Annotated in this window: 26 protein-coding genes and 1 tRNA gene; 5 read left to right on the top strand and 22 right to left on the bottom strand. The window is 67.8% G+C overall.

Annotated features, from left to right (window positions below; genetic code table 11):
* Positions 1-32 precede the first annotated feature (32 nt).
* The 7 genes from GLP40_RS03470 to GLP40_RS03440 all read right to left on the bottom strand — a co-directional run bounded on the left by GLP40_RS03470 (position 33) and on the right by GLP40_RS03440 (position 5,303).
* Positions 33-842, bottom strand: a complete 810-nt coding sequence (locus tag GLP40_RS03470; protein WP_154786274.1) for a F0F1 ATP synthase subunit delta — start codon at positions 840-842, stop codon at positions 33-35.
* A 97-nt stretch (positions 843-939) separates the two neighbouring features.
* Positions 940-1,500 carry a F0F1 ATP synthase subunit B gene (locus GLP40_RS03465; protein WP_154786273.1) on the bottom strand — a complete coding sequence of 187 codons (561 nt, stop codon included), beginning with the start codon at positions 1,498-1,500 and terminating at the stop codon, positions 940-942.
* A 26-nt stretch (positions 1,501-1,526) separates the two neighbouring features.
* Complete coding sequence (locus tag GLP40_RS03460) at positions 1,527-1,772, bottom strand: ATP synthase F0 subunit C (RefSeq protein ID WP_040856073.1); 246 nt, start codon at positions 1,770-1,772, stop codon at positions 1,527-1,529.
* Positions 1,773-1,847: 75 nt separating this feature from the next.
* Positions 1,848-2,573: a F0F1 ATP synthase subunit A gene (gene atpB, locus GLP40_RS03455; RefSeq protein WP_328289634.1), complete on the bottom strand. Its 726-nt coding sequence runs from the start codon at positions 2,571-2,573 to the stop codon at positions 1,848-1,850.
* Positions 2,574-2,989: 416 nt separating this feature from the next.
* Positions 2,990-3,418: a hypothetical protein gene (locus GLP40_RS03450; RefSeq protein ID WP_407671518.1), complete on the bottom strand. Its 429-nt coding sequence runs from the start codon at positions 3,416-3,418 to the stop codon at positions 2,990-2,992.
* Positions 3,419-3,429: 11 nt separating this feature from the next.
* Complete coding sequence (locus GLP40_RS03445; protein WP_154786272.1) at positions 3,430-4,626, bottom strand: MraY family glycosyltransferase; 1,197 nt, start codon at positions 4,624-4,626, stop codon at positions 3,430-3,432.
* Positions 4,627-4,637: 11 nt separating this feature from the next.
* Positions 4,638-5,303: an L-threonylcarbamoyladenylate synthase gene (locus tag GLP40_RS03440; protein ID WP_328289612.1), complete on the bottom strand. Its 666-nt coding sequence runs from the start codon at positions 5,301-5,303 to the stop codon at positions 4,638-4,640.
* A gap of 476 nt (positions 5,304-5,779) precedes the next feature.
* Here GLP40_RS03440 and GLP40_RS03435 point away from each other — a divergent pair, with 476 nt between their 5' ends.
* On the top strand, positions 5,780-6,073 hold the full coding sequence (locus GLP40_RS03435) for a DUF427 domain-containing protein (RefSeq protein WP_154786270.1): 294 nt from the start codon (positions 5,780-5,782) through the stop codon (positions 6,071-6,073).
* Positions 6,074-6,094: 21 nt separating this feature from the next.
* On the opposite strand, the gene prmC is transcribed toward GLP40_RS03435, so the two are convergent.
* From prmC to argS, 10 genes are all read right to left on the bottom strand, one after another.
* A complete protein-coding gene (gene prmC / locus GLP40_RS03430) occupies positions 6,095-6,973 on the bottom strand; it encodes a peptide chain release factor N(5)-glutamine methyltransferase (protein ID WP_328289611.1) in 879 nt (292 codons plus the stop codon).
* A 114-nt stretch (positions 6,974-7,087) separates the two neighbouring features.
* Positions 7,088-7,528, bottom strand: a complete 441-nt coding sequence (aac(6'), locus tag GLP40_RS03425; protein ID WP_154786269.1) for an aminoglycoside 6'-N-acetyltransferase — start codon at positions 7,526-7,528, stop codon at positions 7,088-7,090.
* An 18-nt stretch (positions 7,529-7,546) separates the two neighbouring features.
* A complete protein-coding gene (gene prfA, locus GLP40_RS03420; protein ID WP_154786268.1) occupies positions 7,547-8,629 on the bottom strand; it encodes a peptide chain release factor 1 in 1,083 nt (360 codons plus the stop codon).
* A 233-nt stretch (positions 8,630-8,862) separates the two neighbouring features.
* A complete protein-coding gene (gene rpmE / locus GLP40_RS03415) occupies positions 8,863-9,084 on the bottom strand; it encodes a 50S ribosomal protein L31 (protein WP_154786267.1) in 222 nt (73 codons plus the stop codon).
* A 388-nt stretch (positions 9,085-9,472) separates the two neighbouring features.
* Positions 9,473-11,473, bottom strand: coding sequence for a transcription termination factor Rho (rho, locus tag GLP40_RS03410; RefSeq protein ID WP_328289610.1), 2,001 nt, complete (start codon positions 11,471-11,473; stop codon positions 9,473-9,475).
* A gap of 324 nt (positions 11,474-11,797) precedes the next feature.
* Positions 11,798-12,748: a homoserine kinase gene (thrB, locus tag GLP40_RS03405; protein WP_154786265.1), complete on the bottom strand. Its 951-nt coding sequence runs from the start codon at positions 12,746-12,748 to the stop codon at positions 11,798-11,800.
* A 103-nt stretch (positions 12,749-12,851) separates the two neighbouring features.
* The gene (gene thrC, locus GLP40_RS03400) at positions 12,852-13,940 is read right to left on the bottom strand and encodes a threonine synthase (protein WP_154786264.1); all 1,089 of its coding nucleotides are present in this window, start codon (positions 13,938-13,940) and stop codon (positions 12,852-12,854) included.
* Entirely contained in the window at positions 13,937-15,265 is a 1,329-nt protein-coding gene (locus GLP40_RS03395) for a homoserine dehydrogenase (RefSeq protein ID WP_154786263.1), read from the bottom strand. The genes thrC and GLP40_RS03395 overlap by 4 nt, the downstream gene beginning before the upstream one ends.
* A complete protein-coding gene (gene lysA, locus GLP40_RS03390) occupies positions 15,262-16,683 on the bottom strand; it encodes a diaminopimelate decarboxylase (RefSeq protein WP_154786262.1) in 1,422 nt (473 codons plus the stop codon). The genes GLP40_RS03395 and lysA overlap by 4 nt, the downstream gene beginning before the upstream one ends.
* A complete protein-coding gene (gene argS, locus GLP40_RS03385) occupies positions 16,684-18,345 on the bottom strand; it encodes an arginine--tRNA ligase (protein WP_328289609.1) in 1,662 nt (553 codons plus the stop codon).
* A gap of 119 nt (positions 18,346-18,464) precedes the next feature.
* Here argS and GLP40_RS03380 point away from each other — a divergent pair, with 119 nt between their 5' ends.
* From GLP40_RS03380 to GLP40_RS03370, 3 genes are all read left to right on the top strand, one after another.
* Positions 18,465-19,415, top strand: a complete 951-nt coding sequence (locus GLP40_RS03380) for a DUF3105 domain-containing protein (protein WP_154786261.1) — start codon at positions 18,465-18,467, stop codon at positions 19,413-19,415.
* Positions 19,416-19,426: 11 nt separating this feature from the next.
* Positions 19,427-20,140 carry a DUF305 domain-containing protein gene (locus GLP40_RS03375; protein WP_154786260.1) on the top strand — a complete coding sequence of 238 codons (714 nt, stop codon included), beginning with the start codon at positions 19,427-19,429 and terminating at the stop codon, positions 20,138-20,140.
* Positions 20,141-20,252: 112 nt separating this feature from the next.
* Positions 20,253-20,325 (top strand) — tRNA-Arg (locus tag GLP40_RS03370).
* 331 nt (positions 20,326-20,656) lie between these two features.
* Here the strand turns inward: GLP40_RS03370 and GLP40_RS33555 are convergent.
* From GLP40_RS33555 to GLP40_RS03355, 3 genes are all read right to left on the bottom strand, one after another.
* Positions 20,657-20,935, bottom strand: a complete 279-nt coding sequence (locus GLP40_RS33555; protein ID WP_154786259.1) for a GreA/GreB family elongation factor — start codon at positions 20,933-20,935, stop codon at positions 20,657-20,659.
* A 483-nt stretch (positions 20,936-21,418) separates the two neighbouring features.
* A complete protein-coding gene (locus GLP40_RS03360) occupies positions 21,419-21,604 on the bottom strand; it encodes a hypothetical protein (RefSeq protein ID WP_154786258.1) in 186 nt (61 codons plus the stop codon).
* A gap of 87 nt (positions 21,605-21,691) precedes the next feature.
* Positions 21,692-22,057 (bottom strand): DUF6221 family protein, encoded by a 366-nt coding sequence (locus GLP40_RS03355; RefSeq protein WP_154786257.1) that lies wholly within the window; start codon positions 22,055-22,057, stop codon positions 21,692-21,694.
* Between the two features lie 1,106 nt (positions 22,058-23,163).
* Here GLP40_RS03355 and GLP40_RS03350 point away from each other — a divergent pair.
* Positions 23,164-24,432: a lipase family protein gene (locus tag GLP40_RS03350; RefSeq protein ID WP_154786256.1), complete on the top strand. Its 1,269-nt coding sequence runs from the start codon at positions 23,164-23,166 to the stop codon at positions 24,430-24,432.
* Between the two features lie 3 nt (positions 24,433-24,435).
* Here the strand turns inward: GLP40_RS03350 and GLP40_RS03345 are convergent, their stop codons facing one another.
* Positions 24,436-25,035 carry a TIGR03086 family metal-binding protein gene (locus tag GLP40_RS03345; RefSeq protein WP_154786255.1) on the bottom strand — a complete coding sequence of 200 codons (600 nt, stop codon included), beginning with the start codon at positions 25,033-25,035 and terminating at the stop codon, positions 24,436-24,438.
* Positions 25,036-25,086: 51 nt separating this feature from the next.
* Complete coding sequence (locus tag GLP40_RS03340; protein ID WP_154786254.1) at positions 25,087-26,451, bottom strand: hypothetical protein; 1,365 nt, start codon at positions 26,449-26,451, stop codon at positions 25,087-25,089.
* Positions 26,452-26,499 lie beyond the last annotated feature (48 nt).

The raw sequence follows: 26,499 nt of genomic DNA, 5'->3' as shown, positions 1-26,499 counted from the left end.
CGGTGTGTATATGCGCTTTTGGCGTATGTCTCTTAAGCGAGAGACTGACGCAAGCGCTGGAGCCGCCCGACGGCGCTGCCGTCGATCAGGTCGTCGCCCACGCGCACGACGACACCGGCCAGCAGGCTCGGATCCTCCTGCACGTGCACCGTGATCGGCTTGTCGTAGATACGCTGCAGCGAAGCGGCCAGGTGCTCGCGCTGCTGCGGCGTCAGGGCCACCGCGGCGCGCACATGCGCCACGATCTGATCCCGGAGCGACGCCGCCAGGTCGGACAGCTCGTCGATGGCCGCGCCGGTATCGCCCTGGTGACGCAGCACGGCCTGTTCGGCCAACTGCAGGGTGATGTCCTCGACCTTGCCCGCGAGCAGACGCTGCACCACGGCGCGCTTGGCTTCCGCCGGCTTGCCGTGGTCCTGCAGCGCCTGCTCCAGGTCCGGGTTGTCGTCGATGATCCGGGCCAGCCGGAACAGCTCGTCCTCCACGGCGTTCAGGCGGCCACGCTCGTCCGCGGCGCGCAGCAGCGCCTCGCGGCCGAGCAGGACCAGCGTGTCGACCAGATCGCGGGCGCGCGACCAGTCCTGGGCCACCGCCGTGGTCAGCACGGCCAGGGTGGTCCCGCTGATCTTGCCGCCGAAGACGCGCTCGGCCAGCTCGGCGCGCGCCGAGCTCGACACCGACTTATCCGCGAGCGCCACACGCAGCGAACGCTGGTCGTCGAGGACGGCGACAACGGCGAACAGTTCCGACCCCGTAGTAGCCGCGACGGTGTCGCTACCGGTCAGAGCGGCCCGAAGAGCTTCCCGCGCACGGGAACTCGCCTCGCGGCTCGCTGCGTACATGCTTCCCACTTTCACTGTGTCGAACCCTGCCTGTGCGAGGCGGCCTGCGTGGTTACACTGCGTTGCCGCCTACGGCCGCTGACCCGCCCAGGCATGGTTACCTTCCGACCCCGATGCCGGCGTTCGCGTCCAGTTCCGCGAGGAACCGGTCGATCGACGCCGCCTGCTTGGCCTCGTCGGCCACCGACTGACCGATGATCTTCTCGGCCAGGTCGACCGCGGTACGGCCCAGCTCGGACCGCAGCTCGGTCACGATCTGCTGGCGCTGTGCGTCCAGCTGCGAGTGACCGGCGGCCACGATGCGGTCGGCCTCGGCCTGCGCATCGGAACGCATCTGCGCCAGGATGGCCGCACCCTGGGTGCGGGCCTCCTCACGGATGCGAGCAGCCTCGAGGCGAGCCTCGGCCAACTGCTCCTGGTACTGCTGCAGGGTGGCCTGCGCCTCGGCCTGCACGGCCTCGGCCTTGGCGATACCGCCCTCGATCTTCTCGGAACGCTCGTCGAGCACCTTGGTCAGGCGCGGAACGACGTACTTGACGAAAACGAAGGCGATAACGACGAAGACGACCGCAGACCAGAAAATGTCATACGGCTCGGGGATGAGCGGGTTGATGTCATCAGACCCCTCAGCCGCCGCGAGCAGATAGGTGCTGTTCATCGTCGATTCCTAGTCGTTGGCCGGAATCAGAAAATGAAGCCGGCGACGAGACCGATCAGCGCCAGGGCCTCGGTGAACGCGATACCCAGGAACATGTTGGTCCGGATGGTGCCCTGCAGCTCGGGCTGACGGGCGATGCCCTCGATGGCCTTACCGACGACGATGCCGACGCCGATGCCGGGGCCGATCGCAGCGAGGCCGTAGCCGATGGCGCCGAAGCCCTTGGACTTGGACTCGGCAACTTCAGCGGCCAGGTACGAGAGGGTGCTCATGTGTGTTTCATTCCCTTTCTGTCGCCCACCCGCCGGGCGGCGTGGAAGGCAGGTTTGTGGTGTTGGTGCGGTCGGTCAGTGGGAGTCGGCGTGCTGCGCCAGACCGATGTAGACAGCGGTCAGCAGCGCGAACACGTACGCCTGCAAGAAGACCACCAGGAGCTCGAAGAGGGTGAAGCCGAAGCCCGCGAGCAGCGAGAACGGCGAGAACACCTTCATCCAACTGACGGCATCGAACAGGAAGAACTGGGTGGCACTGAAGAACAGCACCAACATGATGTGGCCTGCCAGCATGTTCGCCATGAGACGGACGGTCAGCGTGAACGGGCGCAGCACGAAGGTCGAGATGAACTCGATCGGGATCAGCAGCACATGCAGCGCGGGCGGCACATTCGGCACCACGATGGACGAGCGCATGTATTTCAGGAAGCCGTACTTCTTGATGCCCACATAGTTGAAGGTGATGTAGGCGACGACCGCCAGCACCAGCGGCATGCCGATTCGCGCGTTCGACGAGATGTTCAGACCCGGAATAACACCCGAGATGTTCAGGAACAGCACGGCGAAGAAGATCGACGCGATCAGCGGGAAGAACTTCCTACCCGATTCCTTGCCCAGCACCTCGTCGCAGATCTGTTCCTTGACGAACACCAGACCGGATTCCGCGACATTCTGCAGACCGCGCGGAACCAGCTGCGGGCGACGGAAAGCCGCGAGCATGACGATCACGAGAACGGCCGACATCAGGATGCGAATGAGCATCAAACGGTCGAGCTCGAAAGGCGTCCCCTCGAACAGCACTGCTGGAGGGAAGAAGTCGTTGAGTGACGGCGCGTGGAACTCGCCCGCCAAAATGGTGACGCTCAGCGTTCTCTCCCGTGGTCGGCCGCAGGAGATAGTCTTCTCCTGCGGTTCGATCGGACATTGACGATCTGGTGGGTCGACTCAGGTCGGCTCGAAGTTCGTCAGCAGCTGTGGCAGTCACGCCCTGGCGTCTGTACGCGCGTCGGCGACATCGTCGACGGTGCAGAACCGTGACCCGAAGGGCCCGGTACGGCTGTAAGCATAACCTGCTCTCGAGCGGGTCTCGGATGACCCCCCTGTTGATTCGGTTGGCTACAGGTAAAGAGTTTATCAAGTTATCTACGACATTGCGTAGGGGGTCGCGGAAACACGTGATGAACGGTGTTTCGCGAGGTCACAGGGCCGGTGTCCGGCTACAGGTCGCGGTCCACCTGCACGGTCGGAACGCGTTGGCGCAGAAGCCCGTACGTCTCCGCGCCGAGCACCACGAGCAGCGCACCGACCACGGTGCAGAACAGCGCGCCGCGGCTGTAGAAGTCGTACTGCTGCAGGACCGCGACGACAATCACTGTCAGCAGCAGCTTTCCGACCCAGCTGCCGAGCAGCACGATGCCCTGCAGGCCGGATTCGATCTTGGCGCTGAACAGCACCGCGGCGGCCGTGGTGAGGATGAAGGCGCCACCCAGGGCGGCGCCGATCAGCGCGCCCCACAGGCCGGGCAGGCCCGCGAAGACGGTCGACAGGATGGCCGAAACCACAACCAGCACAGCCAAACCGGCGATGCCATAGCGCAGTGCCGCGCGCAGCGGGGCGTCGGGACCGGGATCGGAAGGCGTGCTCACGGTCAGCAACTCTACCCGGCGGCGTGATCGCGGCTTCGGGGCGGTTTGCGCGCCGAGTTGATCTTCAATTCCCGCCACGACGGCACCGCGGTGACGATCAGCGCGAAAACCAGTCCCGCCGCGAACAACAGCACCACCATGCGCCGGTCCGAGATCAGCGAGGTGCCGACCGCGGCGAATGCGAGGACGCTCACCCAGAGATAGATCACCAATACCACCCGGCGCTGCGAATGCCCGATCTGCAGCAAACGGTGATGCAGATGCATTTTGTCCGGAGTGGAAAAACTCACACCCGCTCGAACTCGGCGGACCACGGCCAAAACAAGATCAAGTACCGGAATGAACATCACCGCGCCCACCAGCAACAGCGGCGACAGCAGACCCACAATGTCGCGCGGGCCGTAACCCTGCAGCGGAATTCGCCCGGAGGCGCCCGTGGACACCGCGGCCAGCATCAACCCGATGAGCATGGATCCGGTATCGCCCATGAAAATACGGGCCGGGGAAAAATTGTGCGGAAGAAATCCCAGGCAGGCTCCGGCCAGCGCCGCGGCCAGCAGCGCGGGCGGATAGGTGTCGGTGGAACCGCCCACCTCGTAGAGCAAACCCACCGTGAACACGAAAACCGCCACGGCCGCGATGAAGCCGAGGCCCGCGGCCAATCCGTCCAGGCCGTCCACGAAATTCATGGCGTTCACCACCGTCACCGTGATGCCCACCGTCACCAGACCGCCCTGCAGCGGATCCAGAACCACGGTCTCGTTGGTGAAGGGGTTGTAGATGGCCACCCAGCTCAGGCCCATCACCGCCATCACGCCCGCCGCTGTGATCTGGCCGACCAGCTTGGTCAACCAGTCCAGGCCCCAGCGGTCATCGATGATGCCGACCAGCACGATGAGCGTGGCCGCCGCCAGCACCGCGGGAATGTCCTTGGGGTAGTCGAATCCGCGGCGCAGCGCCGGCAGCTGGTGCGCGAACAGCACGGCCGCCAGCAGGCCCAGATAGATGCCCAGGCCGCCCATGCGCGGAATCGGCTTCACGTGCACGTCGCGCTCGCGCGGAATGGCCACCGCGCCGAAGGCAATGGCCAGCACCCGGATTCCACCGGTGGTCAGGTAGGCGATGACCGTGGCGGCGAGCAGCACCAGCAGCAGCTCCCGCAGCGGGACGACCGCGCCCTGGCTGAATACGCCCTGACTCAACAGCATTTAACGGGCCGTCACCGCGCGCCCGCCTGGCGGAGCTCCTCGGGCGACATGCCGAGCACCTCCGCGATCTTCTCCACCGGCACCGCGCCCTCGCGCAGGATGCGCGGGGCGTCCGCGGTCAGGTCGACGATGGTGGAGGCCACCGCGTGATCGGCGGGGCCGCCGTCGAGGTACACCCCGACCAGATCGCCCAGCTGCGCCTGCGCCTCGGCCACCGTGGTGGCGGGCGGCTGCCCGGAGACGTTCGCGCTCGACACCGCCAGCGGACCCACCTCGCGCAGCAGCTCCAGGGCGACCGGGTGCAGCGGCATGCGCAGCATCACCGTGCCGCGCGCGTCACCCAGATCCCACGCCAGCGAAGGAGCCTGCTGCACAACCAGACTCAGCCCGCCCGGCCAGAAGGCTCGGATCAGCTCGCGGGCCTGCGGGCGCACCGAGAAGACCAGCCCGTCGATGGTGTTCCACGACCCGACCAGCACCGGCACCGGCATGTCCCGACCGCGGCGCTTGGCGGCCAGCAGCGCGCTCACCGCCTGGCTGTCGAACGCGTCGGCGGCGAGTCCGTAGAGCGTGTCGGTCGGAATGACGGCCAACCGCCCGGACTTCAGCGTGCTGCGCGCGGCACTCAGACCGGCGGCGCGGGAGTCGGGATCGGCACAGTCGTAGACGGTACTCACGGCTGACATCTTGGCACGGATCAACTCTCGAAGGCTCTCAGGGGCAAGCCCCTGAAACCCCGGGATTCCCGGGGGCTGCGTCTCCGAACCCCCGACAAGGCATTCGAGCCCCCAGTCTCGCCGGGACCCGAGGCCTCGCCCCCCGACCAGGGCGTCCAAGGCCGATGCCGCGGGCAGCCGCGAAACCCCGAACCGGCAGTCCTCGGGCCCAATCCCGCAACCACCGCGACCTCAAATCCCGCAACGGCCGCGAAATCCGGTCCGACAACCGCCGCGAACCTCGATCCGGCAAGGCCACGATGCGCTGTCCTCCAACCGGCAAGCGCTGGCAAGGGCCCTTACGTCCGGGCTGTGCGCCAAGTCGCTATGCGCATCGGCACGGGGCGGCGCCTGAATTCGCGGGATCGACGCTTCGTGTACGCGTTACAGGGAAGCGGGGCGAACGTAGGCTCGGGGGGACGAAGGAGGCACGGGACATGATGCGTGCGATCTGGAACGGAACGGTCATCGCCGAGGCTCCGCAGACCGTGGAGCTCGAGGGGAATCATTATTTCCCGGCGGATTCGCTCGAGCGTGAGTACTTCACGGAGAGCTCCCATCACACGGTGTGCCCGTGGAAGGGCATTGCGAGCTATTACACCGTCACGGTCGACGGGAAACAGAATCCGGACGCGGCCTGGTACTACCCGAAGCCGAGTCCACTGGCTCGCAAGATCGAGGGCCACGTCGCGTTCTGGCACGGCGTGGAGATCGAGGGCAGCCCCGAATAGTCGGGCAGCGCCGCACAGCCGTCAGTCGGCGGTGCGGCGGGCGACCACGAAACGGGGTTTCCCGGCGAGGTCGGGATGCTCGGCGATGTCGGCGAAGCCGCCGTGGGCGGTGAGGAGGGCGGCCACGCCGGAGCCGTTGGTGTCGTCGTGTTCGACTGCGGCCGACCCGTTCCCGCGCAGGAGACGGGCGATGGTGCCGACCATGGGACGGATGACCTCCAAGCCGTCGGGACCACCGAACAACGCGCGGTGCGGATCGTGGTCGATCACCTCGGGGTCGAGCTGGGCGTCCTCGGGGATATACGGCGGGTTGGAGACGACCACATCCACCTTGCCGTTGAGGTGCTCGAGGACGGCCGGGTCGGTGACGTCGCCCGCGTGCAGGTCGATGGGGGTGTCGCCCTCGTCGGCCAGTCGCAGGGCATTGCGGCGGGCCCAGGCAAGGGCCTCGGCGTCGAGTTCGACGGCATGCACCCGGACATCCGGGCGGGCGTGGGCGATGGCCAGCGCGAGCGCCCCGGAACCGGCGCACAGGTCCACGACGATGGGCTGGTGCTCATGACCGACCTCTTCGAGCTCGGCCAGGGCCCAGGCGAACAGCAACTCCGTCTCCGGGCGCGGGACGAAGACGCCGGGGCCGACCGCGAGGTCGATCTCGCCCATGGCGGCGGTGCCCGTGAGGTGTTGCAGCGGAACGCGTTCCGTGCGTCTGGCGATCAGCTTGCGGTATTCCTCCAGCTGGTCGGGGGTGAGCATGGGCATGAGCGCCAGGCGACCGCGGTCGACGCCCAGCACATGTGCCGCAAGGTGTTCCGCGTCCGCCTGTGGGCTGTGGACCCCGGCGCTCGCCAGGATCTCGACGGCCTCTCGGATGGCCGGGCGCAACGGTGCACGACTCACGATTCGCTGCCTTTCTCCCCACGCACATGCTCGCACGAAACTGTTTGTCCGAAATGGCTCCCGCCCAACCTCGCGCACGTCGACAGGCCTCGGGTGCGGCGGCGGGTCCCGCGCCTAGAGCCGTTTGCGGTAGTACACCACTCGCTCGCGCTCCTCGAAACCCTTGGCCTGGTGGAAGCGGTGCGCGACGGCGTTCTCCAGCAACGCGTCCGAACCGAGTTCGGTGCAGCCGACCGCACGCGCCCACTCCTCGACCGCGCCGCAGAGCGCGCTCGCGATGCCGTGCAGCCGGTGCCCGGGAGCCACGAAAATGCCTTCCAGGAAGGCCACCGGCGACGTATCGCAGCCATTCACGTAATCGCGGCGGATGCTCGCCTCGGCATATCCGACGGGTTCCCCGGCCTCGGTGCGCGCGACCAGGACGACGGCGTCGGGGCTGTCGGCCAGCTCCACCAACTCCGCGCGATGCTCCGCCTCGTCCGATACCGGCCACAGCGCGTACCGCAGCGACGCCACCTCGTCGATGGATTCGGCCGTTACCCGCGCGATGAGCATTCCCACTGACCCCCGGACTTACTCCGCGGCCAGACGGGCGGCGCGGTCGGCCTCGCCGAGGGCGGTGAACAGGTCGTCGAGGTTGCCGTCCAGCACGGAATCCAGGTTGTGGGCCTTGAAACCGATGCGGTGGTCGGCGATGCGGTTCTCGGGGAAGTTGTAGGTGCGGATGCGCTCGGAGCGGTCCACCGTGCGGATCTGCGAGGCGCGACCGGCGGCCGCGTCCGCGTCGGCCTGTTCCTCGGCCAGAGCCTGGAGCCGGGCCGCGAGAACCTGCTTGGCGCGAATCTTGTTCTGCAGCTGTGACCGTTCGTTCTGGCAGGTCACCACCAGTCCGGTCGGCAGGTGGGTGATGCGCACCGCCGAGTCGGTGGTGTTGACGCCCTGACCGCCCTTACCGGAGGAGCGGTAGACGTCGATGCGCAGATCCTTCTCGTCGATCTCGACTTCCTCGACCTCGTCCGGCTCCGGGTACACCAGCACGCCCGCGGCCGAAGTGTGAATGCGCCCTTGGGATTCGGTGACCGGCACGCGCTGCACGCGGTGCACGCCGCCCTCGAACTTGAGCTTGGACCACACGCCGTCGCGGGTGGGCTCCTTGCTCTTGATGGAGAAGCTGGCGTCCTTGTACCCGTCCAGATCGGAGTAGGTGACGCCGAGCACCTCGACCTTCCAGCCGTGCCGTTCCGCGTACCGGATGTACATGCGCGCCAGATCGGAGGCGAACAGCGCCGACTCCTCGCCGCCCTCACCGGATTTCACCTCGAGGATGACATCGTCGCCGTCGTGCGGGTCGCGCGGCGCGAGCAGGTCGGTGAGCTGCTTGTCCAGCTCCTCCACCTGCTCCTGCAGGCCGGGGACCTCGGCCGCGAAGGAGGCGTCGTCGGCCGCGAGCTCCTCGGCGGCGGCGAGATCCTCGCGCGCGGTCTTCAGCTTGTTGTAGGTGGACATGATCGGCCCGAGCTCCGCGAAGCGCTTGCCGACGCGGCGGGCCGCGCCCGGATCATTGTGCAGCGCCGGGTCCGCGAGCTGGGTTTCCAGCCCGGCATACTCGGCGAGAATATCGTCGATAGCGGATGGGGCCGCCGACTTGTCGGCCATGGCGTGGGAGCTCCTTCGAGGACTCTGTTCAATGCTGACAGGATGAACCGCCCGAAGGTTCGCGGCCCGCCCGTGGACTGACGGAGCGGGGAGCGAACGGCTCCATAGGCCTGCGCCTTGGAGGAGCGGAGAAGAATCGGGGTCACCGGGGCCGTGAACGACCGGTGCGAAGCGGAGGCAATTAAACACCGACGCCCGGCCCGCGGCGTGCGGGACGGGCGTCGGCGGGACAGCTACTTGGCAGCCTTGTTGCGCTTGCCGTAGCGAGCCTCGAAGCGGGCCACGCGGCCGCCGGTGTCCAGAATCTTCTGCTTACCCGTGTAGAACGGGTGGCACTGGGAGCAGACCTCGACCGTGATCTGGCCCGACTCCTTGGTGCTCTTGGTCTGGAAAGTGTTCCCACAGCCGCACACCACGGTGGTGTCGACATAGGTGGGGTGAATTCCTGCCTTCATGGATGTCCTTTCAATGGCCGCCGGGTCGCCTTCGAGCGAAGACGTGAACCGGAGCCGACTAGGCATGGTTGCCGACGGAACAGTATATGCGCCGCGACCGAGTGGTCCCCGCGAGGGGTGACACCGTCCTGAACAGGCGCTCGGACCGTTTTGTTCCCGCCCGTCACCCCCGAGAAACCACGGCACGCGTATTCCTGGGAATCGAGCCCGGCCGAAATCGGGTAGTTCGCTACTCGAGAATTCGAACGCTCGAGTTCACAAAGTTCCTCCAGGTGAGAGTCCCATGACGATCGGAGTAGGACAGTCGGTCACCCCAGTCGGCACGAAATCGGTTGTCGCCCTGCAGAAAAGAAGAAGGGGGCCCCGCGTCGGCGGAGCCCCCTTTCTGTCATTCGTCGAGCGCACCCGGTGCGGTCTTGGAGACCGTCATCAGGAACTCGATATTGCTCTTGGTCTTCTTCAACCGGTCGACCAGCAGGTCGATGGCCTGATGCGAGTCCAGGCCGGACAGTACGCGCCGCAGCTTGTGCAGCACGGCTGCCTCGTCGGGCGACATCAGCAGATCGTCGCGGCGGGTGCTGGACAGGTTGACGTCGACCGCCGGGAACACGCGGCGCTCGGCGATCTTGCGGTCCAGCTTGAGCTCGGCATTACCCGTGCCCTTGAACTCCTCGAAGATGACCGTGTCACCGGTGGAGCCGGTCTCGACCAGCGCCGTCGCGATGATGGTGAGCGAGCCGCCGTTCTCGATATTGCGGGCCGCGCCGAGGAACCGCTTGGGCGGGTACAGCGCGGTGGAATCCACACCACCGGACAGGATTCGGCCCGACGCCGGCGACGAGTTGTTGTACGCGCGGCCGAGTCGAGTGATCGAATCGAGCAGCACGACCACGTCCTGACCCATTTCGACCAGGCGCTTGGCCCGCTCGATGGCCAGCTCGGCGACCGAGGTGTGGTCGCTCGGCGGGCGGTCGAAGGTGGAGGCGATGACCTCGCCGCGCACGGAGCGCTGCATATCGGTCACTTCCTCGGGACGCTCGTCCACCAGCACCACCATCAGGTAGCACTCGGGGTTGTTGGTGGCGATCGCGTTGGCGATGTCCTGAATGACCATCGTCTTACCCGCCTTGGGCGGGGACACGATCAGCGCACGCTGGCCCTTACCGATCGGCATGATCAGGTCGATGATGCGCGTGGTCAGCTTGTTCGGCTGGGTCTCGAGCCGCAGTCGCTGGTTCGGGTACAGCGGGGTGAGCTTGTTGAATTCCGGTCGGCGCTTGGCGTTTTCGACGTCCGAGCCATTGACCGTATCCAGCCGCACCAGCGGATCGAACTTCTGGCGCTGGTTGCTCTGATCACCGTCGCGCGGGGCGCGCACCGCACCGGTGATGGCGTCACCACGGCGCAGGCCGTTCTTGCGGACCAGGTTCATCGACACGTACACGTCGTTCGGGCCGGCCAGGTAGCCGGAGGTGCGGACGAACGCGTAGTTGTCGAGCACATCGAGGATGCCGGCGACCGGCTGCAGGACGTCGTCCTCGCGGATCTCCATCTCGCGGGCCTCGCCGCCACCGCCGGCGCCGCCCTCGCGGTCGCGGCCGCGACGACGCTCGCGGAAGCGACGGCCACGGCGACCACGGCCGCCCTCTTCGTCGTCACCGCCACGGTCGCCGGCACCGCGGCCGGCACCGTTCTGGCTCTGCTGGCCACCGCCCTGGGTGCGCTCGCCCTGGTTGCCGCGATCGCGACGGCGCTCGCCGCCCTCCTGCTCGCCCTTGTCGGCGGCGGGGGCCTCGGTGACGGTGGTCTCGGCGGCGGCACCGCGCTGCTCGCGGCCCCGGCGCTGGCGACCGCGGCCGCGCTGGCCGCCGTCGCGGCCATCCGGAGACGACTCCTCGCCGCCCTCCGCGCGTACGCTCTCGCCCTCTTCGCGCTTGGATTCGCGCGTCTCCGAAGCGTTTTGGCGCGCCCCGGCCTTCTCGGCACGGTTCGCCGGCGCCTCCACCTTCACCTCGGCCGCGGCCGGAGCGGGGTCGGCGGCCGGTGCGGCCTTGGCCGACGCGGACTCCCCACCCGTCGGCGCATCCTCGGCCTTGGCCTTCGCGTTCCGCGTGGCCTTGCCGGTCGCAGGCTTGGCGGTGGCGCCCCCGGCCTGGTTCTCCTTGATAGCGGCGATGAGATCACCCTTACGCATCCCGGAAGTGCCTCGAATACCGAGTTCTCCCGCAAGCGCACGCAACTGCGGCAACAACATTCCAGTCAGCCCCGATCGTGCGACGTCAGTTTGTTCGCTCATCTTCGAAATCTGTCCGGAGTCACTTTCGCGGCTACCCGAGGACGCTGAATCACTGTCCACCCCGGGTGTCGCGAGCAGGTCCGTATCTGTCACGGAAATCCTTTCCTTCCCTCGACCGCCGTGTGCCTGTTCGAGGGTTCCTCCTGCAGTCCGGTCTCGTGCCGGACTCGGATGCCGTATCGCCTGTCTCGCCGGGCCGGTGGGTTTGCCACCACGTGGGCTTCGCCACCAAGTGAAAAGGTGGGAGAGATCATTCCAGTTGACTGGCTACCCCCAAGTTTCGAGCCTCAAGCCTCGAGCCTGAGCAAGGAGCCTCTGGAGCGATTGCCCTGATGAAGCACCGGCGTCTGACGCGCACGATGTACGGACTCGCCCAGGATAGCTCCCACCTTTTGCATCGGCAAGGCAGGCGCGCTGTCAATCCACCGATACGCCGTCGGCGATGCCGGGCTCCAGCACGCGCAGCCCGTCAGCGATCGCGAGTTCACGCAGTTCCTCGGGGAATTCGCTGGTCGTGAAGGCGAGCACGGTCGGGCCCGCGCCCGACACGGTGGCGGCAATGCCCGCGGCGCGCAGCCGTTCGATCCATTTCGTGGTGAGCGGCAGCGCCGAGGCGCGATAGCCCTGGTGTAGCCGATCCGCCGTGGCGGGCATCAGCAGGTCGGGGCGCTGTGTCAGGGCGACTACCGCCAGCGCGGCCCGGCTGGCATTGAAGGCCGCGTCGCCGTGCGGCACCATCTCCGGCAGCAGGCCCCGGGTGTGCGCGGTGGAGGAACGCTCCTCGGGAATGAGCACCACCGGGCGCAGGGTGACGTGCGGTTCCAGACGCACCGCACGGTAGATACGCGGGGGATGGTCGGCGCCGATTCCGTCTGCGGGACGGTCGGTTTCGGTCCAGGACACCACGATTCCGCCCAGCACGCTGGCCGACGCATTGTCCGGATGGCCCTCGAATTCCGAGGCCAGCTGGACCATCACGTCATCGCCGTAGGCCAGTGCGGGATCGAACTTCCCGGCCAGGCCGCGGCCGGCGGCCAGCCCGCCGACCACCGCCGACGCCGACGAGCCCATGCCTCGCGAATGCGGAATCACGTTCCGGCACACCACGTCCAGGCCGTCGGCCCACACGCCCGCGGCCTGCAGGCCGCGTTCGATGGCACGCACCACCAGATGCGAAGGGCCCCAGGGCACATCGTCTGCGCCCTCGCCCTCGACCTCGATGGTCAGTCCGGAGTCGGTGGTGGACACCGTGATCTCGTCATAGAGCCCCAAAGCGATTCCGAGGGAATCGAAACCCGGACCCAAATTGGCGCTCGACGCCGGAACCCGCACGGTGACGGAAATTCCGGCGGGCAGCGTCCGCGTCATGACGGTGCCTCGCTGGCGCTCGGCACCGTCGTACCGCGAAGCGGCTGTGACATGGTTCCCTCGCTCCGCTCGCTCACGGAGCTGACCATCGCGCGAATTCAACTCAGGCCAGCTCGAGTTCGTGGGCCACGGCGACCGGGTCGACCGCGATGGGCTTGACCTCGGGCATGCCCTTGAGCGCGTTGTCCGGGTCCTTGAGGCCGTTGCCGGTCACCGTGCAGACCACGGTGAGGCCGGAATCCAGCCAGCCCTCGGCGCGCGCGGCCAGCAGACCGGCCACCGAGGCGGCGGAGGCGGGCTCCACGAAGACGCCCTCCTTGGCGGCGACCAGGTGGTACGCGGCCAGGATCTCGTCGTCGGTGGCCGCGCGGAATACGCCGCCGGACTCCTCCTTGGCGTTCATGGCGCCGTTCCAGGAGGCGGGCGCACCGATCCGGATGGCGGTGGCCACGGTCTCCGGATTGGCGACCGGAGCACCGTTGACCAGCGGCGCGGCGCCGGCGGCCTGCACACCCAGCATGCGCGGGCGCGCGGTGGTGATGCCGTCGGCGTAGTACTCGCTGTAGCCCTTCCAATACGCGGTGATGTTGCCCGCGTTGCCGACCGGCAGCGCGTGCACATCGGGGGCCTTGCCCAACGCGTCCACGATTTCGAAGGCCGCGGTCTTCTGGCCCTCGATGCGGGCCGGGTTCACCGAGTTCACCAGCCCGACCTCGGGGAAGTCCGCGGTGACCTTGCGGGCCAACTCCAGGCAGTCGTCGAAGTTGCCGTCCACCTGGATGATCTTCGCGCCCAGCATGACCGCCTGGGCCAGCTTGCCCATGGCGATCTTGCCCGACGGAATCAGCACCGCGCAGTGCAGGCCGGCGCGGGTGGCGTAGGCCGCGGCCGAGGCCGAGGTGTTGCCGGTGGAGGCGCACAGCACGGCCTTCTTGCCGTTGTACTTGGCGTCGGTCATGGCCATGGTCATGCCGCGGTCCTTGAAGGAACCGGTCGGGTTCGCGCCCTCGACCTTGAGATACACCTCACAGCCGGTCAGCTCGGAGAGGTGGTGCGCGGGCACCAGCGGCGTGCCGCCCTCGAAGAGAGTGACGGCCTCCCAGTCGGCGGGGATCGGGAGGCGGTCCCGGTACGCGTCGATCAGACCCGGCCAGGGCGTATGCACGGCTGCGGCTCGTGCGGTTGCACTCATTCCTCGGTGCCTTCCAATCTCAGAACACTGGTCACGGACGTGACGGAGTCCAGTTCGGCCAACGCGGCAACGGTATCCGCCAGCGCCGACTCCTGCGCGTGGTGGGTCACCACGACCAGGCGCGCGCCCTCGTCGTGCCCCTCCTGGCGGACCGTCGAGATGCTCACACCGTGCTTCGCGAATTCCCCCGCGACCGCTTCCAGCACACCGGTGCGGTCGGCCACCTGCATGTTCACGTGGTAGCGGGTAGGGGTGTCGCCGATCGAAGCGATCGGCAGCTCAGCATAGACCGATTCGCCCGGCGCGCGGCCACCGTAGAACTTGTTGCGCGCCGCCATCACCAGATCACCCATGACCGCCGAAGCGGTCGGCGCACCGCCGGCGCCCTGACCGTAGAACATCAGGCGGCCGGCGTTCTCGGCCTCCACCACCACGGCGTTGAACGCGCCGTTGACCGCGGCGAGCGGGTGCTTGCGCGGGATGAGGGCAGGGTAGACGCGTACGGAGACGTTGTCCTTGCCGTCCTCGTCGCTGACGCGCTCGGCCATGGCCAGCAGCTTCACCGTGCAGCCCACGGCCGCCGCGGTCTCCAGATCCTCGGAGGTGATCTTGGAGATGCCCTCGCGGTAGACGTCGCCGGAGGTGACGCGGGTGTGGAACGCGACCGAGGCGAGGATCGCGGCCTTGGCCGCGGCGTCGTAGCCCTCCACGTCGGCGGTCGGGTCGGCCTCGGCGTAGCCCAGTCGGGTGGCCTCGGCCAGCACGTCGTCGTAGTCCGCGCCGGTCTCGGCCATGGCCGAGAGGATGAAGTTCGTGGTGCCGTTGACGATGCCGACCACGCGGTTGACCCGGTCGCCGGACAGCGACTGGATGAGCGGGCGGATCACCGGGATGGCGCCGGCGACGGCGGCCTCGAAATACAGGTCGGCGCGGTTGGACTCGGCCGCGGCGGCCAGTTCGCCGGTGTAGTCGGCAAGCAGCGCCTTGTTGGCGGTGATCACCGACTTGCCCTTGGTGAGCGCGGTTTTGATGAGGTCGCGAGCCGGCTCGATGCCGCCCATGACCTCGACCACGATGTCCACATCGTCGCGGGTGACCAGGGCCTCGGCATCGGTGGTGACCAGCTCGGCGGGCAGGCCGCGGTCCTTGCTCGGGTCGCGCACCGCGACACCGCGCAGCACGACCGGAGCGCCGACGCGGTTGCACAGGTCGTCGGCCTGGTCGCGAATGATGCGCACCACCTCGGTGCCGACCGTGCCCATGCCGAGGACCGCGACGCCAATGGGATGATCCGATCCCCACACGCCGTTTCTGTTCTCGGTCATGCCTTCACCTCCAAGCTGAGTAGGTCCTCCACCGTTTCGCGACGAAGGATCAAGCGCGCCTCACCGTCGCGCACCGCGACCACCGCGGGCCGGGTGAGCATGTTGTAGCGGCTCGACATCGAGTAGCAGTACGCGCCGGTCGCGGCCACAGCCATCAGGTCGCCCGGGCCCACATCGGCCGGGAGCCAGGTATCGCGAATCACGATATCCCCACTCTCGCAATGCTTTCCGACTACCCGAGCGACCACCGGACCGGCCTCGCTGGAACGCGAGACCAGGCGGCAGTCGTACTCGGCCTGGTACAGGGCGGGACGGATGTTGTCGCTCATGCCGCCGTCGACGCTCACATAGCGTCGGCGATTGCCGCCGTCGAGCACAACATCTTTGATGGTGCCGACCTCATAGAGGGTGACGGTGCCGGGGCCGGCGATGGCGCGGCCCGGCTCGACCGCGATGGTCGGCACCGGCAGCCCGGCCCGCTCGGCCTCCTCGGCCACGATGCGGCGCAGGTTGGCGGCGAAGCCGTCCAGGGCCGGCGGATCATCATGCGGCAGGTACGAAATACCCAGTCCCCCACCGAGATCCAGCACGCGCACCTGTTCGGCGCGCTCCATGCCGAACTTGTCGGCGACCTCGCGCAGCAGCCCCAGCATGCGGCGGGTGGAGATCTCGAAGCCGTCGATCTCGAAGATCTGCGAGCCGATGTGCGAGTGCAGGCCGACCAGCCGCAGGTTGTCGGACTCGAATACCCGGGCGATGGCCTGCATGGCGTCGCCGCTGGAGATGGAGAAGCCGAACTTCTGGTCCTCGTGCGCGGTCGAGATGTACTCGTGGGTGTGGGCCTCCACGCCGACGGTGATGCGCACCAGCACGTCAACCACCTTGCCGGCGCGTTTGGCCACCGCCTCCAGACGCTCGATCTCGATCAGCGAGTCGACGACCACGTCGCCGACGCCCGCCTCGACCGCCATCTCCAGCTCCGGCACCGACTTGTTGTTGCCGTGCAGGGCGATTCGCTCGGCCGGGAACCCGGCGCGCAGCGCCACCGCCAGCTCACCACCGGAGCACACGTCCAGATGCAGGCCCTCGTCTCGGATCCAGCGTGCGACCTCACCGCACAGGAAGGCCTTGGAGGCGTAGTGGACTCGCGCGCCGTCACCGAAGGCGCGGACCATGTCCCGGCAACGGGAACGGAAGTCGTCCTCGTCGATCACGAACAGCGGGGTGCCGAACTCGGCGGCCAGCTCGTGCACCGGCATGCCCGCCAGCCGCACCACGCCGTCGGCGCCGCGAGAGGCGTTGCGCGGCCACACGTTCGCCGGCAGCTCGATCATCTGCGCCGGGGTGCTGGGGCGCTCCGACAGCGTCGGGGCGTGCGGGATGTCCGCGTGACGGGGTCCGGCGGGGTGGGCACTCATCTACATACGCTCCGGAGCACTGACGCCCAGCAGGCCGAGGCCGTTGGCGAGAACTTGACGGGTGGCTTTGACCAGCTCGAGGCGAGCGGCGTTGAGCGGGGTGACCACATCGTCGCCCTGCGGGATGACGCGCAGCGTCTTGTCGGACTGGAAGGGGTGATAGGCCCCGGCCAGCTCCTCGAGGTACCGCACGACACGGTGCGGCTCACGCATTTCGGCGGCGGTGGCCACCACGCGCGGGTACTCCCCCAGCGTGCGGATGAGCTCGCCCTCACGGTCATCGGTCAGCAGCGCGAAATCCGGTGTGACCGAGGCGTAGTCGAACGCCGCCGCGTTGCCGATGATCTGGTTGGTGCGCGCGTGCGCGTACTGCACGTAGTAGACCGGGTTTTCGCTGTCCTGCCGAGTCCACAGGTCCAGATCGATGTCGATGCTGGAGTTCACCGAGGAGCGCACCAGCGAGTACCGCGCCGCGTCCACACCGATCTGCTCGACCAGGTCGTCGAGGGTGACGACGGTGCCCGCGCGCTTCGACATACGGACGGCCGCACCGTCTTTCACCAGGTTCACCATCTGGCCGATGAGCACCTCGACGGTGTTCGGATCGTCACCGAAGGCGGCCGCGGCGGCCTTCAGACGCCCGATGTAGCCGTGGTGGTCCGCGCCCAGCATGTAGATGCACAGGTCGAATCCACGCGAGCGCTTGTTCTGGAAGTAGGCGATGTCACCGCCGATGTAGGCGGACTTGCCGTCGCTCTTGATGACAACGCGGTCCTTGTCATCCCCGTACTCGGTGGATGCGATCCACCACGCGCCGTCCTTCTCGTACAGGTTGCCGGACGCCTTCAGCTGCTCCAGTGCCTTGTCCACCGCGCCGGAGGCGAACAGCGAGCTCTCGTTGAAGTACACGTCGAAGTCGGTGCCGAACTCGTGCAGCGTCTTCTTGATGTGCGCGAACATGAGCTCGACGCCCTCGCGGCGGAACAGTTCGTGCCGTTCGGTCTCCGGGAGTTCCAGCACGCCCGGGTTGGCCCGCACGACGGTGTCGGCGATGTCGCTGATGTATGCGCCCGCGTAGCCGTCCTCGGGGGTCGGCTGCCCGAGCGCGGCGGCGACCAGCGAGTTCGCGAAACGGTCGATCTGCGCGCCGTGGTCGTTGAAGTAGTACTCGCGGGTGACGTCGGCGCCCTGCGAGGCCAGGATCCGGCCCAGCGCGTCGCCGACCGAGGCCCAGCGGGTACCGCCCAGGTGGATCGGGCCGGTGGGGTTGGCCGAGACGAATTCGAGGTTGATTTTCTTGCCCGCGAGCGTGTCCGCGGTGCCGTACTTCTCGCCCGCCTCGAGAATCTTCTCGACGATCGCGCCCTGAGCGGCCTTGGCCAGCCGGATATTCAAGAAACCGGGTCCCGCGACCTCGGCGGCCTCGATACCTTCGGCGTTCGCCAAGGCTGCGGCCAGCAGGTCGGCGAACTCACGGTTGGATGAGAATCCCGCCTTCTTGCCTACCTGCATGGCCACATTCGTGGCATAGTCACCGTGCTCGGGGTTGCGGGGACGCTCCACCTTGACCTCGTCGGGCAGGACCGCAGGGTCGGATCCGCGTTCGACAAGTACCTTCGCCGCGGTAGCGCGAAGGAGATCTGCAAGGTCAGCTGGAGTCACGAGTCACTATCCTATGGTCTGAGCAGGTGAACGCCGCGAGCGGGCACCACGGGCAGGTGCCCAGCAAACGATGCGGCCGCGTCGTTTGATTGTCCGACACGTCGAAAGAGCACAAAAGCATGCCGAGCAAGACCAGTGCCAAATCGGCCAAGGCCATCAAGGCCGCGGGCAAGTCAGCCGGATCGTCCCGCAAGGGCGGTGGCGGCGGCCTTGGCGGTAAGCGCCAGATCCCGTGGCTCATGATCGGTGCCGTGGTCTGCATCCTCGCCCTCATCGGCGGCATCGCCTGGGTGCTGGTGCCGAAGATCCAGGACAAGCAGGAGCAGGACAAGTTCACGCCCTCCGCGCAGAAGAAGGATCCCTCGGATCAGATTCCCGGCGTGGTGAAGAAGGACTACGCGGCGGGCATGCATGTCGCGGCCACCCAGCGCGTGAACTACGACCAGGCCCCGCCCTTCGGCGGCCCGCACGACGGCTCGTGGGCGGCCTGCACCGGTGTGGTGTACGCCAAGGCGATTCGCACCGAGAACGCGGTGCACTCGCTCGAGCACGGCGCGGTGTGGATCACCTACAACCCGGACAAGGTCGACCAGGCCGCCATCGACACATTGAAGTCGAAGGTGAAGGGCAAGCCTTATAGCCTGATGTCGCCGTACCCCGGCCTGGACACGCCGATCTCGCTGCAGTCGTGGGGCCACCAGCTGAAGCTGAACAGCGCCGACGACAAGCGCGTCGGTGAGTTCATCACCGCGCTGCGGCTGAACCAGTACGCCTACCCGGAGGTCGGGGCGGACTGCGCGAACCCGACCTTCAACACCGACAACCCGCCCCCCTTCGACCCGACCGCACCCGGCCCCGACGCCGTGCCGATGGACGGCAAGGGCCTGCAGCAGGATTCGAGCGAACTGGGCGGCGGCATCCCCGGCATGCCCACCGGCGGCATCCCGGGTCTGCCCAATGGCATCCCGAGCCTGCCCACCGGTAGCCCGAGCCTCCCCGCCGGGATCCCGACCATCCCGGCCCCGACCGACGGCCCGACGCAGCCGGAGCAGCCGGCTCCGGCCCAGTGACGCCGCCGTTCATGTCCGACGTACCCGACCGCAGCTCCGAGCCGGACCCCGCCGCCGAGCCCGCCCAGCAGCCGCGCCGCAACCGGACGCAGCTGCTCGCGATCCTCGGCGTGGTCGGGGTGCTGCTCGCCGGTTTCCTCGCCGGCGTCCTGGTCGGCAATCCGCTGCGGCACGAAGCGGAGAGCCCGGGCGCGGTGGATGTCGGCTTCGCCCAGGACATGTCGGTGCATCACGCACAGGCGGTGCAGATGTCCGGCATCGCGCTGGCCGGGTCCACCGATCAGGCGGTGAAGCGCCTGGCCTACGACATTCTCACCACGCAGGCCAATCAGGCGGGCCGCATGCAGGGTTGGCTACAGCAGTGGAGCAAGCCGCTCATCTCGCCCGACGGCTACATGGGCTGGATGACGGACATGTCCGCGCATCAGCATTCCGGTACCGCCATGCATTCCGGCGCGGTGCAGACCATGCCCGGCATGGCGTCGGATCAGGAGATGGCCGCGCTGGGCCAGGCCACCGGTCCGGCCCTGGACGCGCTGTTCCTGCAGCTCATGCTGCGCCACCACCAGGGCGGCATGCCGATGATCGAGTATGCCACCCAACGCGCCGACACCGACGCGGTCCGCTCGCTGGCCGAGAGCATGGGCAAGACCCAGAAGAGCGAGGCCGATCTGATGACCCAGATGCTGGCCGAACGCAAGGTCGCACCACTGGCGATGAACTGACGACAGCGGACCGGGCTCCCGAAAACGCCCGGTCCGTGTCGCTTTTTGGCGCAGCGCGGACGATGCGATACGCTTTCCCCGCCCGACCGGGAGACCGGGCGGGACCATCCCCGCCCTCGTAGCTCAGGGGATAGAGCGTCTGCCTCCGGAGCAGAAGGCCGCAGGTTCGAATCCTGCCGAGGGCACTAGGGAATCAGGCCTTGATCAGCACAGTAGCCGATCAGGGCCTTTCTTCTGCCCGGGCACTGTAGCCAAACATGTAGCCAATGGCCGACATTGCGTTTGCCGCTTCGGGAGTGGCCCATAGCCAGATTGCCGGCTTCGGCTGATCGAGCGCACCGCGGTGCGGCCTGTAGCGCAGGGCAGCCAGCGACCGAGCAGGCGCGCAGCCTGGCTCGGGTCACTGGCCGATCGGGGGCAGGCGGAGAGCACGCCAGCGAACGCTGCGGTGGCCGGCCATGGAGGATCCTCCTCGAATGGTCGAGGCACAGACTGACAGCATCGCCCGCCTACCCGTCAATCGATGCTCTGTACTCGCACGCGGATCGGCTGATCATCGAGCGCGATTTCGACGATGTCGCCCAGCAGGTGCCCCAAGAGGGCCTGGCTCGCGGACAGTCCTTCCGAGTACCGGTCTGAGGTCGCATCGGCTTCGCTGTCAGGCACGATCATGTAGCGGAACTGCATTGCAGTCGTGCCGTCATGATGGCGGGCGGTGGTGCCGTCCTCGTTGACCTTGGTCAGGATGAGGCGCGACCCAACGAGCACGCTCTTGGTCTTCGGGAGGAGGTCCACTATCCACCTTTCAGCAGGTGGGCAAGGCCGGGATTAGCTTGCCCGCCTTGACATCTCGCAATTTACGGATGTCGTTTCACAGTGGCGTAAACCGTCTCCTCGTTGGCAGTGGCCGTCAGTGATGTGTGATGGCCGGTGGTCCACCCTCGGTGCCGATCATGACCGGCGCGAACTCGTCCCGCAGCTTGGAGTGATCGACGCACCCAACCGTTCGGTGGGCAGCGGCAGGATGCGCAGTCTCATGCTCAGCCCAAGGGCCCGAAACATCCAGCAGCCCAGCACGTTCGGCCACCACAGCGGCAACCGCAGGATCGGGTGATGCAGCGTCATCAGAACAGCGCCATGATGACGGCTTGGAGATGGCGAAGGCCACCGCGGGGTGACGTGGTGGCCTTCATGATTCAATGCCCGGATGGGCAATTGCTGCGCGTATAGTTCATGCGCTACGCGACCAGCATAATACCAGGGGTGTCCGCAACAAGATCACTCCAGGTCGTCGCCCCACTTGATGATGAACTTCCAGGGCGCGCTGCCCTCGTCACCCGGGTAGCCGTACATGGTTCCCGCATTGAAGCATGGCACCAGCCTCCAATCGATCGAGCAGTCCATCTGGGCCTCGGCTACCGAGCGGGCCTCGGCCACCGACTCGTACTTGCCAATTTCGTACATTTCGCCGCGGCAGCGATAGAAACCGCACGGGTGATGCTCAGACAGGGTGTGCTGATTCATTCGGCCGGCCACCACTCGATCGGTACATCATGCCTGCGCCCACTCGGGGCAATAGTCGGGGTGATCGGACCAGATGGCGGCGACCGGCCGCAGATCCAGTTCTAGGCTCACCTCGTCGACGCTGTACCCGTCGGACTGGACGTGCGCCAGGCGGATGAGACCGATCGCATGGCGCAGTGCCGCGCACTGCCTCAGCGTTTGGGCCGGTGTCGGCGCGCCCGGCAGGAACACCGACGACGGCGCGGTATGGACACCATGACGGCGCACGAAACGGACCCACTCGTAATTGATTACGCGGCCGGTATCGCGGAAGTCGTGCTCGAGCTGCAGGGCGAATTCGGCGGCTTCCTGCTGCTTGTCGATCCGGGCCTCGATGAACTCCTCGATGGTCACCCCCCAATCGTCTCCCCTCAGCGGGCTTTCGCGTACCGCGCCCGGATCGGTACGCGCAGTGCGTGTCATGAACGTCGCCGGCTTCGAACAGCACCGGCCGGTCCGGCCGTTACAGGCCCGGGACAGGCTTGATCTCGCCGGACTCCGCGAGAACGTGCACGCGGTGCGGCACAGATTGCAGTACTCCTCGCCGAGCTTTTCTGCCAGGGTAGCGATTCCAGATGCGCTGAGCGTCAGCTAATTGCCAGAATTCTGGCTATACGGTCCACACAGGAATCTATCGCCGTTCGGAGCACACCATGCCGAGCCGAGCTGTTGCCGGTTGTACTGAGCACAGCCCCTAACCGCCCAGCTGCGGTCTTGACAGCCCGTCCACCAGGAATTCTCGCCCTGTGGAGCGGCGGTGCGTGCCACCCATAGCGAGGTCGCCCGGCCGGGGGATGTCGCATGAAGTGACGATACGGGCTGCGCCGAAGCGACTGGCTGGGTGAGCATGCCAGCCGCCAGGCCGGCGGCGACGACGATCCAGGACGCGATATGCCGGGTTCGGTATCGGCTCATGAAGCAATTCAAGCTGGTACCCACACCGCCTGGCGTCAGCATGCCGTCATTCGGTGTGTCGGTCCGCGAGCGCGGGCCGTATAGGCTTTCGCCTCAGCCTGCCTTGACGTGCCGACCCGGATCAGCACGCGGACCGAGTAGGAGCCTATCGGCCGGACTGACTTATCGTGCCATCGTGACCGATTGGGATTCCGATCAGCGGTCGCAGGGACGAAGGTAGAAGTCGCATCGCGGTGTCCGGTTGTGCAGGAGGCAGCCGGACACCGCGAGCGCGTTTCACGGTACGGTCGGCTCTATGGGTCGCCGATGCGGCAGGTGGCCGGACTCGTTGGGGCGGTGACGGTTTCGGGCCATCGAGCGGATGATTCCAGGGGCCATGACCACGATCGCCGGAACCATGCGGAAACGGGACGTGCCCCGTAGGACTGGGCGCGGACGATGTCGATGATCGCGCCGGTCGAGCACGGCACGGTAGCCACCCCTTTCGCAAGGCGAACGGCCCCGCTTTCCCTCTGAAATAAGGACGGAACGGTATGTTCTGAGGGGTGTCCGAGAAGGAGAGCGCCTGTGCACAACAGCCGCGGCGTCGTGCCTCGCGCTCATTCGTCGGGGGATTCACCACCGTCCTGACGGCCGCGATCGCGGGCCTGACCCTGGCCGCGCCGGTTACCGCCGCACCGGTGGCGCCGCTGCCCGCGTCGTTCTACTTCCCGGCTGAGGACCGGGTCCCGGGCACCCCGGGTTCGGTGATCCAATTACGCGCGCTCACAGGCGATCCCGCCCTCGCGGGCGCACGCAACTACCTGGTGCTGTACCGCTCGGTCGACATGCAGGGCAATCCGGTCGCCGTGTCCGGCACCCTCGCGGTCCCCGACGGCGCCCCGCCGACGGGCGGCTGGCCGCTGATCTCCTGGGCACATGGCACCACCGGCGTCGCCGACGTCTGCGCGCCCTCACAGGACACCTCCCCCGATTTCCCCGCCCACGACTACACCTCGCTGGTGCGCCGTCTGCAGGAGCGCTGGATCGCGGCCGGGTACGCGGTGGCGCAGACCGACTATCAGGGGCTGGGCACGCCCGGTTCACACGGCTACCTGATCGGCACCGCCGAACAGCGGGCCGTCACCGATATGGCCAGGGCCGCCCGGGAGGTCGACCCGGATATCGGCGTCCGCTGGGTGGCCATGGGCCACTCTCAGGGCGGACAGGCGGCGGTCTTCACCGATGCGCAGGCCCAGCAGTGGGCGCCCGAGCTCCAGCTGCTGGGCTCGGTGGCGCTGGCGCCCGTCTCGCATCTGGGCATCGGGCTGCAGGCGTCGCAGCTGGCCACGACCGCGGGCGTGCCCTGGGCGCTGGCCCCGCTCACCGGCGGCGCGGTGTCGTTCCTGCCATTGATCATTCGCGGCGCGCAGACAGTCTCCGCGCTGGATCCGGCCCGATTCCTCACGCCCCGTGCGCTGTCCATGCTCACGCTGGCCGACACCGGCTGCATCGGCCAACTGCGGCAGCAGGATTCGTGGGGCGGCCTCACCGCCGGCGATGTCTTCACCGGCGGCGGCGATGTCTCCGCGCTGGCCCGGGTGCTGAACGAGAATGACCCCAGCGCATTGACTTTCACCCAACCGCTGCTGGTCTTGCAGGGCCGCGCCGACACCACCATCCCGGCAGTGGCCACCGATGCCATGGTGGTCCAGCAGCGCGCCGGCGGACAGCCGGTGCAATACCGCACCTACCTGGGCGCGGATCACCGCGGTGTACTCGACGCCTCGTTCAATGACGCCCTGACCTGGGTGGATACCCGCTTCGGCCGATAGTGGTCAGGCCTCGGGCCGCCAACCCGGATCGCGGCCGAACCACGCGGCCAGCCGGTCGTAGGCGGGCGCGTCGGCGGCGATCGGCACTTCGATCCCGAAAGCCTTTCCCGGACCGCGGAATTCGGGCTTCAGGACCTGCTTCGACCAGGTCAAGCCGTGTTCGGCGAGCTCGGGATCAAGGGTGCGGCGCTGCCCGGTGGCGCGGGTGAGATCCCAGGCGTGCATGGCGAATTCGGTGATCTGCTGGTCGGCGCGACCGCGCAGCGGGGCCTCCCCGCCCATGCCGGGCACCGGCCGCTCCAGGTCGGCGGCGCGCCAGATCTCGAGCAGCGGCTGCGCGCGGCTGCGGAACTCGGCGGCCCAGTCCGCGCCGACGGCGTCGTGTGGCGCGCCCCAGTCCGGCGTTCCCCCACGCGCCGCGGTGGCGAAGTCGCGCAGGATCTGGCCCACGATGTGGTCGACCAGCCGACGCACATGCCAGTTCTCGCACGGTGTCGGCAGGGACGCCTGGTCCGGGGTGATCGCGGCGATGACATCGCCCATCTGGGCGATCGCCCGCTCCAGGAGATCGATCGTCGGGTCCACCGGTGACGTGTCGGGCATGCGGCCAGACTAGCCCTGCGGCAAGGCGTTTTGCGCCCCTCGGGCAGGGGATCAGGCGCTGAGTCGGCGCCGGGACTCGGGCGCGGCCAGGTCCCGCGGCGCACGGATCCGCCAGAGCAGATACACCCCGGCAGCGCAACCGAGAGTGATCACCAGGGCCATCCAGCCGGGCATCGCGGAGGTGGCCGCGTTCGGATCCCGATACCAGCGCGGCGAATAGGCGACCCGGCCGAAACTGCTGCCGCGCAGCGCCACCACCAGGCACGGCACGATCATCACCGCCATCGCCACCACGGCGCTGCCGGCGGTCTTCGGCACGGCCGCACCGAAGCAGAACCCGATGATGAGCGCGGTGAGGGCGACACCGAGCACCGGAATCACCGCGTACTGGTGCGCCGCGTGCGCGGTGAGGGCCGCGAAGACCGCCAGTCCACCGGTCACGGCCAGCGCGATCCACGGGGAACGCCACCGCCGTCCGGCCGCCAGCCCCGCCACCACCGCGAGGACCGGCAGCGGCGCGGTCCAATCCGGCCGGGGCACCGCGATGACCGCGCTGCCCGCATTGGCCACCGCCACCGCCAGCAGCACCAGGACTCCCTCGCGTCCCGGCAGCAGCAGGGCCGCGACTACGGCCGCGCCGATGGTGATGGCCACGGTCACCCCGATCTGCGCGGGTGTGCCCGCATGCCGCACCAGCCATTCCGTCGACAGCGTGGTCGCGGTGACCAGCACCAGCGCGGACAGGATCGGGCCGATCGCCAGATCGGTGTTCTCCTCCTCGCCCGCCGGCTCGAAATGCTGCACGGCGGTTCCCGCGGCCAACAGCAGGACGGTCAGCAGGAGCAGCCACATCGGCGGTGTCGCCACCGAAGCCCATTGAATGAGCGGATTGCCGCCGCCGCCCGAGGGCGGCAGCGACGTCTGATCGCCGATCAGGATCGCGCCCAGCGCGCCGATCAGGTACGCGCCCGTCGCGATCGGCTTGCCGAAGACCGCCACCGCGAGCGCACCGAGCAGGATGCCGCTGAAAATGCAGTCGATGTAGTTCGCGGTGGTGAGGTTCCCCGCGGCGGCCGCGTCTCGATTCCAGAGCTGGTCGACCAGCAGCACGACCGCGCTACCGCATGAGGCGACCCATGCGGTGCGCCGCCCGAGCGCGACCACCAGCGCCGCCGACACCACCGCGAACGCCGCGCCCGCCGCCGCGGCCCGCGGCATGTTCAGCACCAGCAGGTCCAGCTGCAAGACCGGGCCTTCGGGGGTGCCAGCGAGGTCGAGCGGGGCCATCAGCAGCAGACCCGCCACCGCCGCCCCGAGCAGCGCGGCCACGGCCTCGACCCGGATCGCGAGCCTGCGGACGACTATGGGCGCGGCAATGCTGTGGGGTTGTTGTGCCAACGCGAACTTCGCGCCCATCTCGTCACCTTCTCCGTCGGTGATGCGACGCCTTCCGCGTACAGCAAT

The organism is Nocardia aurantiaca (assembly GCF_009708175.1).
GTDB classification, from domain to species: Bacteria; Actinomycetota; Actinomycetes; order Mycobacteriales; family Mycobacteriaceae; genus Nocardia; species Nocardia aurantiaca.
The sequence above is the reverse complement of the archived record's forward strand: the minus strand, read 5'-3'. Positions and strand labels throughout refer to the sequence as shown.

Bases quoted from the DNA above. Each gene is read 5' to 3' on its own strand.
- GLP40_RS03395 (WP_154786263.1), bottom strand. From the start codon at position 15,265: ATGACCGAGAACAGAAACGGCGTGTGGGGATCGGATCATCCCATTGGC.
- GLP40_RS03360 (WP_154786258.1), bottom strand. From the start codon at position 21,604: ATGTACGAAATTGGCAAGTACGAGTCGGTGGCCGAGGCCCGCTCGGTA.
- GLP40_RS03470 (WP_154786274.1), bottom strand. From the start codon at position 842: ATGTACGCAGCGAGCCGCGAGGCGAGTTCCCGTGCGCGGGAAGCTCTT.
- GLP40_RS03380 (WP_154786261.1), top strand. From the start codon at position 18,465: ATGCCGAGCAAGACCAGTGCCAAATCGGCCAAGGCCATCAAGGCCGCG.
- GLP40_RS03435 (WP_154786270.1), top strand. From the start codon at position 5,780: ATGATGCGTGCGATCTGGAACGGAACGGTCATCGCCGAGGCTCCGCAG.
- rpmE (WP_154786267.1), bottom strand. From the start codon at position 9,084: ATGAAGGCAGGAATTCACCCCACCTATGTCGACACCACCGTGGTGTGC.
- GLP40_RS03465 (WP_154786273.1), bottom strand. From the start codon at position 1,500: ATGAACAGCACCTATCTGCTCGCGGCGGCTGAGGGGTCTGATGACATC.
- GLP40_RS03460 (WP_040856073.1), bottom strand. From the start codon at position 1,772: ATGAGCACCCTCTCGTACCTGGCCGCTGAAGTTGCCGAGTCCAAGTCC.
- lysA (WP_154786262.1), bottom strand. From the start codon at position 16,683: ATGAGTGCCCACCCCGCCGGACCCCGTCACGCGGACATCCCGCACGCC.
- GLP40_RS03375 (WP_154786260.1), top strand. From the start codon at position 19,427: ATGTCCGACGTACCCGACCGCAGCTCCGAGCCGGACCCCGCCGCCGAG.
- GLP40_RS03445 (WP_154786272.1), bottom strand. From the start codon at position 4,626: ATGCTGTTGAGTCAGGGCGTATTCAGCCAGGGCGCGGTCGTCCCGCTG.
- thrB (WP_154786265.1), bottom strand. From the start codon at position 12,748: ATGACGCGGACGCTGCCCGCCGGAATTTCCGTCACCGTGCGGGTTCCG.
- GLP40_RS03340 (WP_154786254.1), bottom strand. From the start codon at position 26,451: ATGGGCGCGAAGTTCGCGTTGGCACAACAACCCCACAGCATTGCCGCG.
- thrC (WP_154786264.1), bottom strand. From the start codon at position 13,940: ATGAGTGCAACCGCACGAGCCGCAGCCGTGCATACGCCCTGGCCGGGT.
- GLP40_RS03345 (WP_154786255.1), bottom strand. From the start codon at position 25,035: ATGCCCGACACGTCACCGGTGGACCCGACGATCGATCTCCTGGAGCGG.
- prfA (WP_154786268.1), bottom strand. From the start codon at position 8,629: ATGGCCGACAAGTCGGCGGCCCCATCCGCTATCGACGATATTCTCGCC.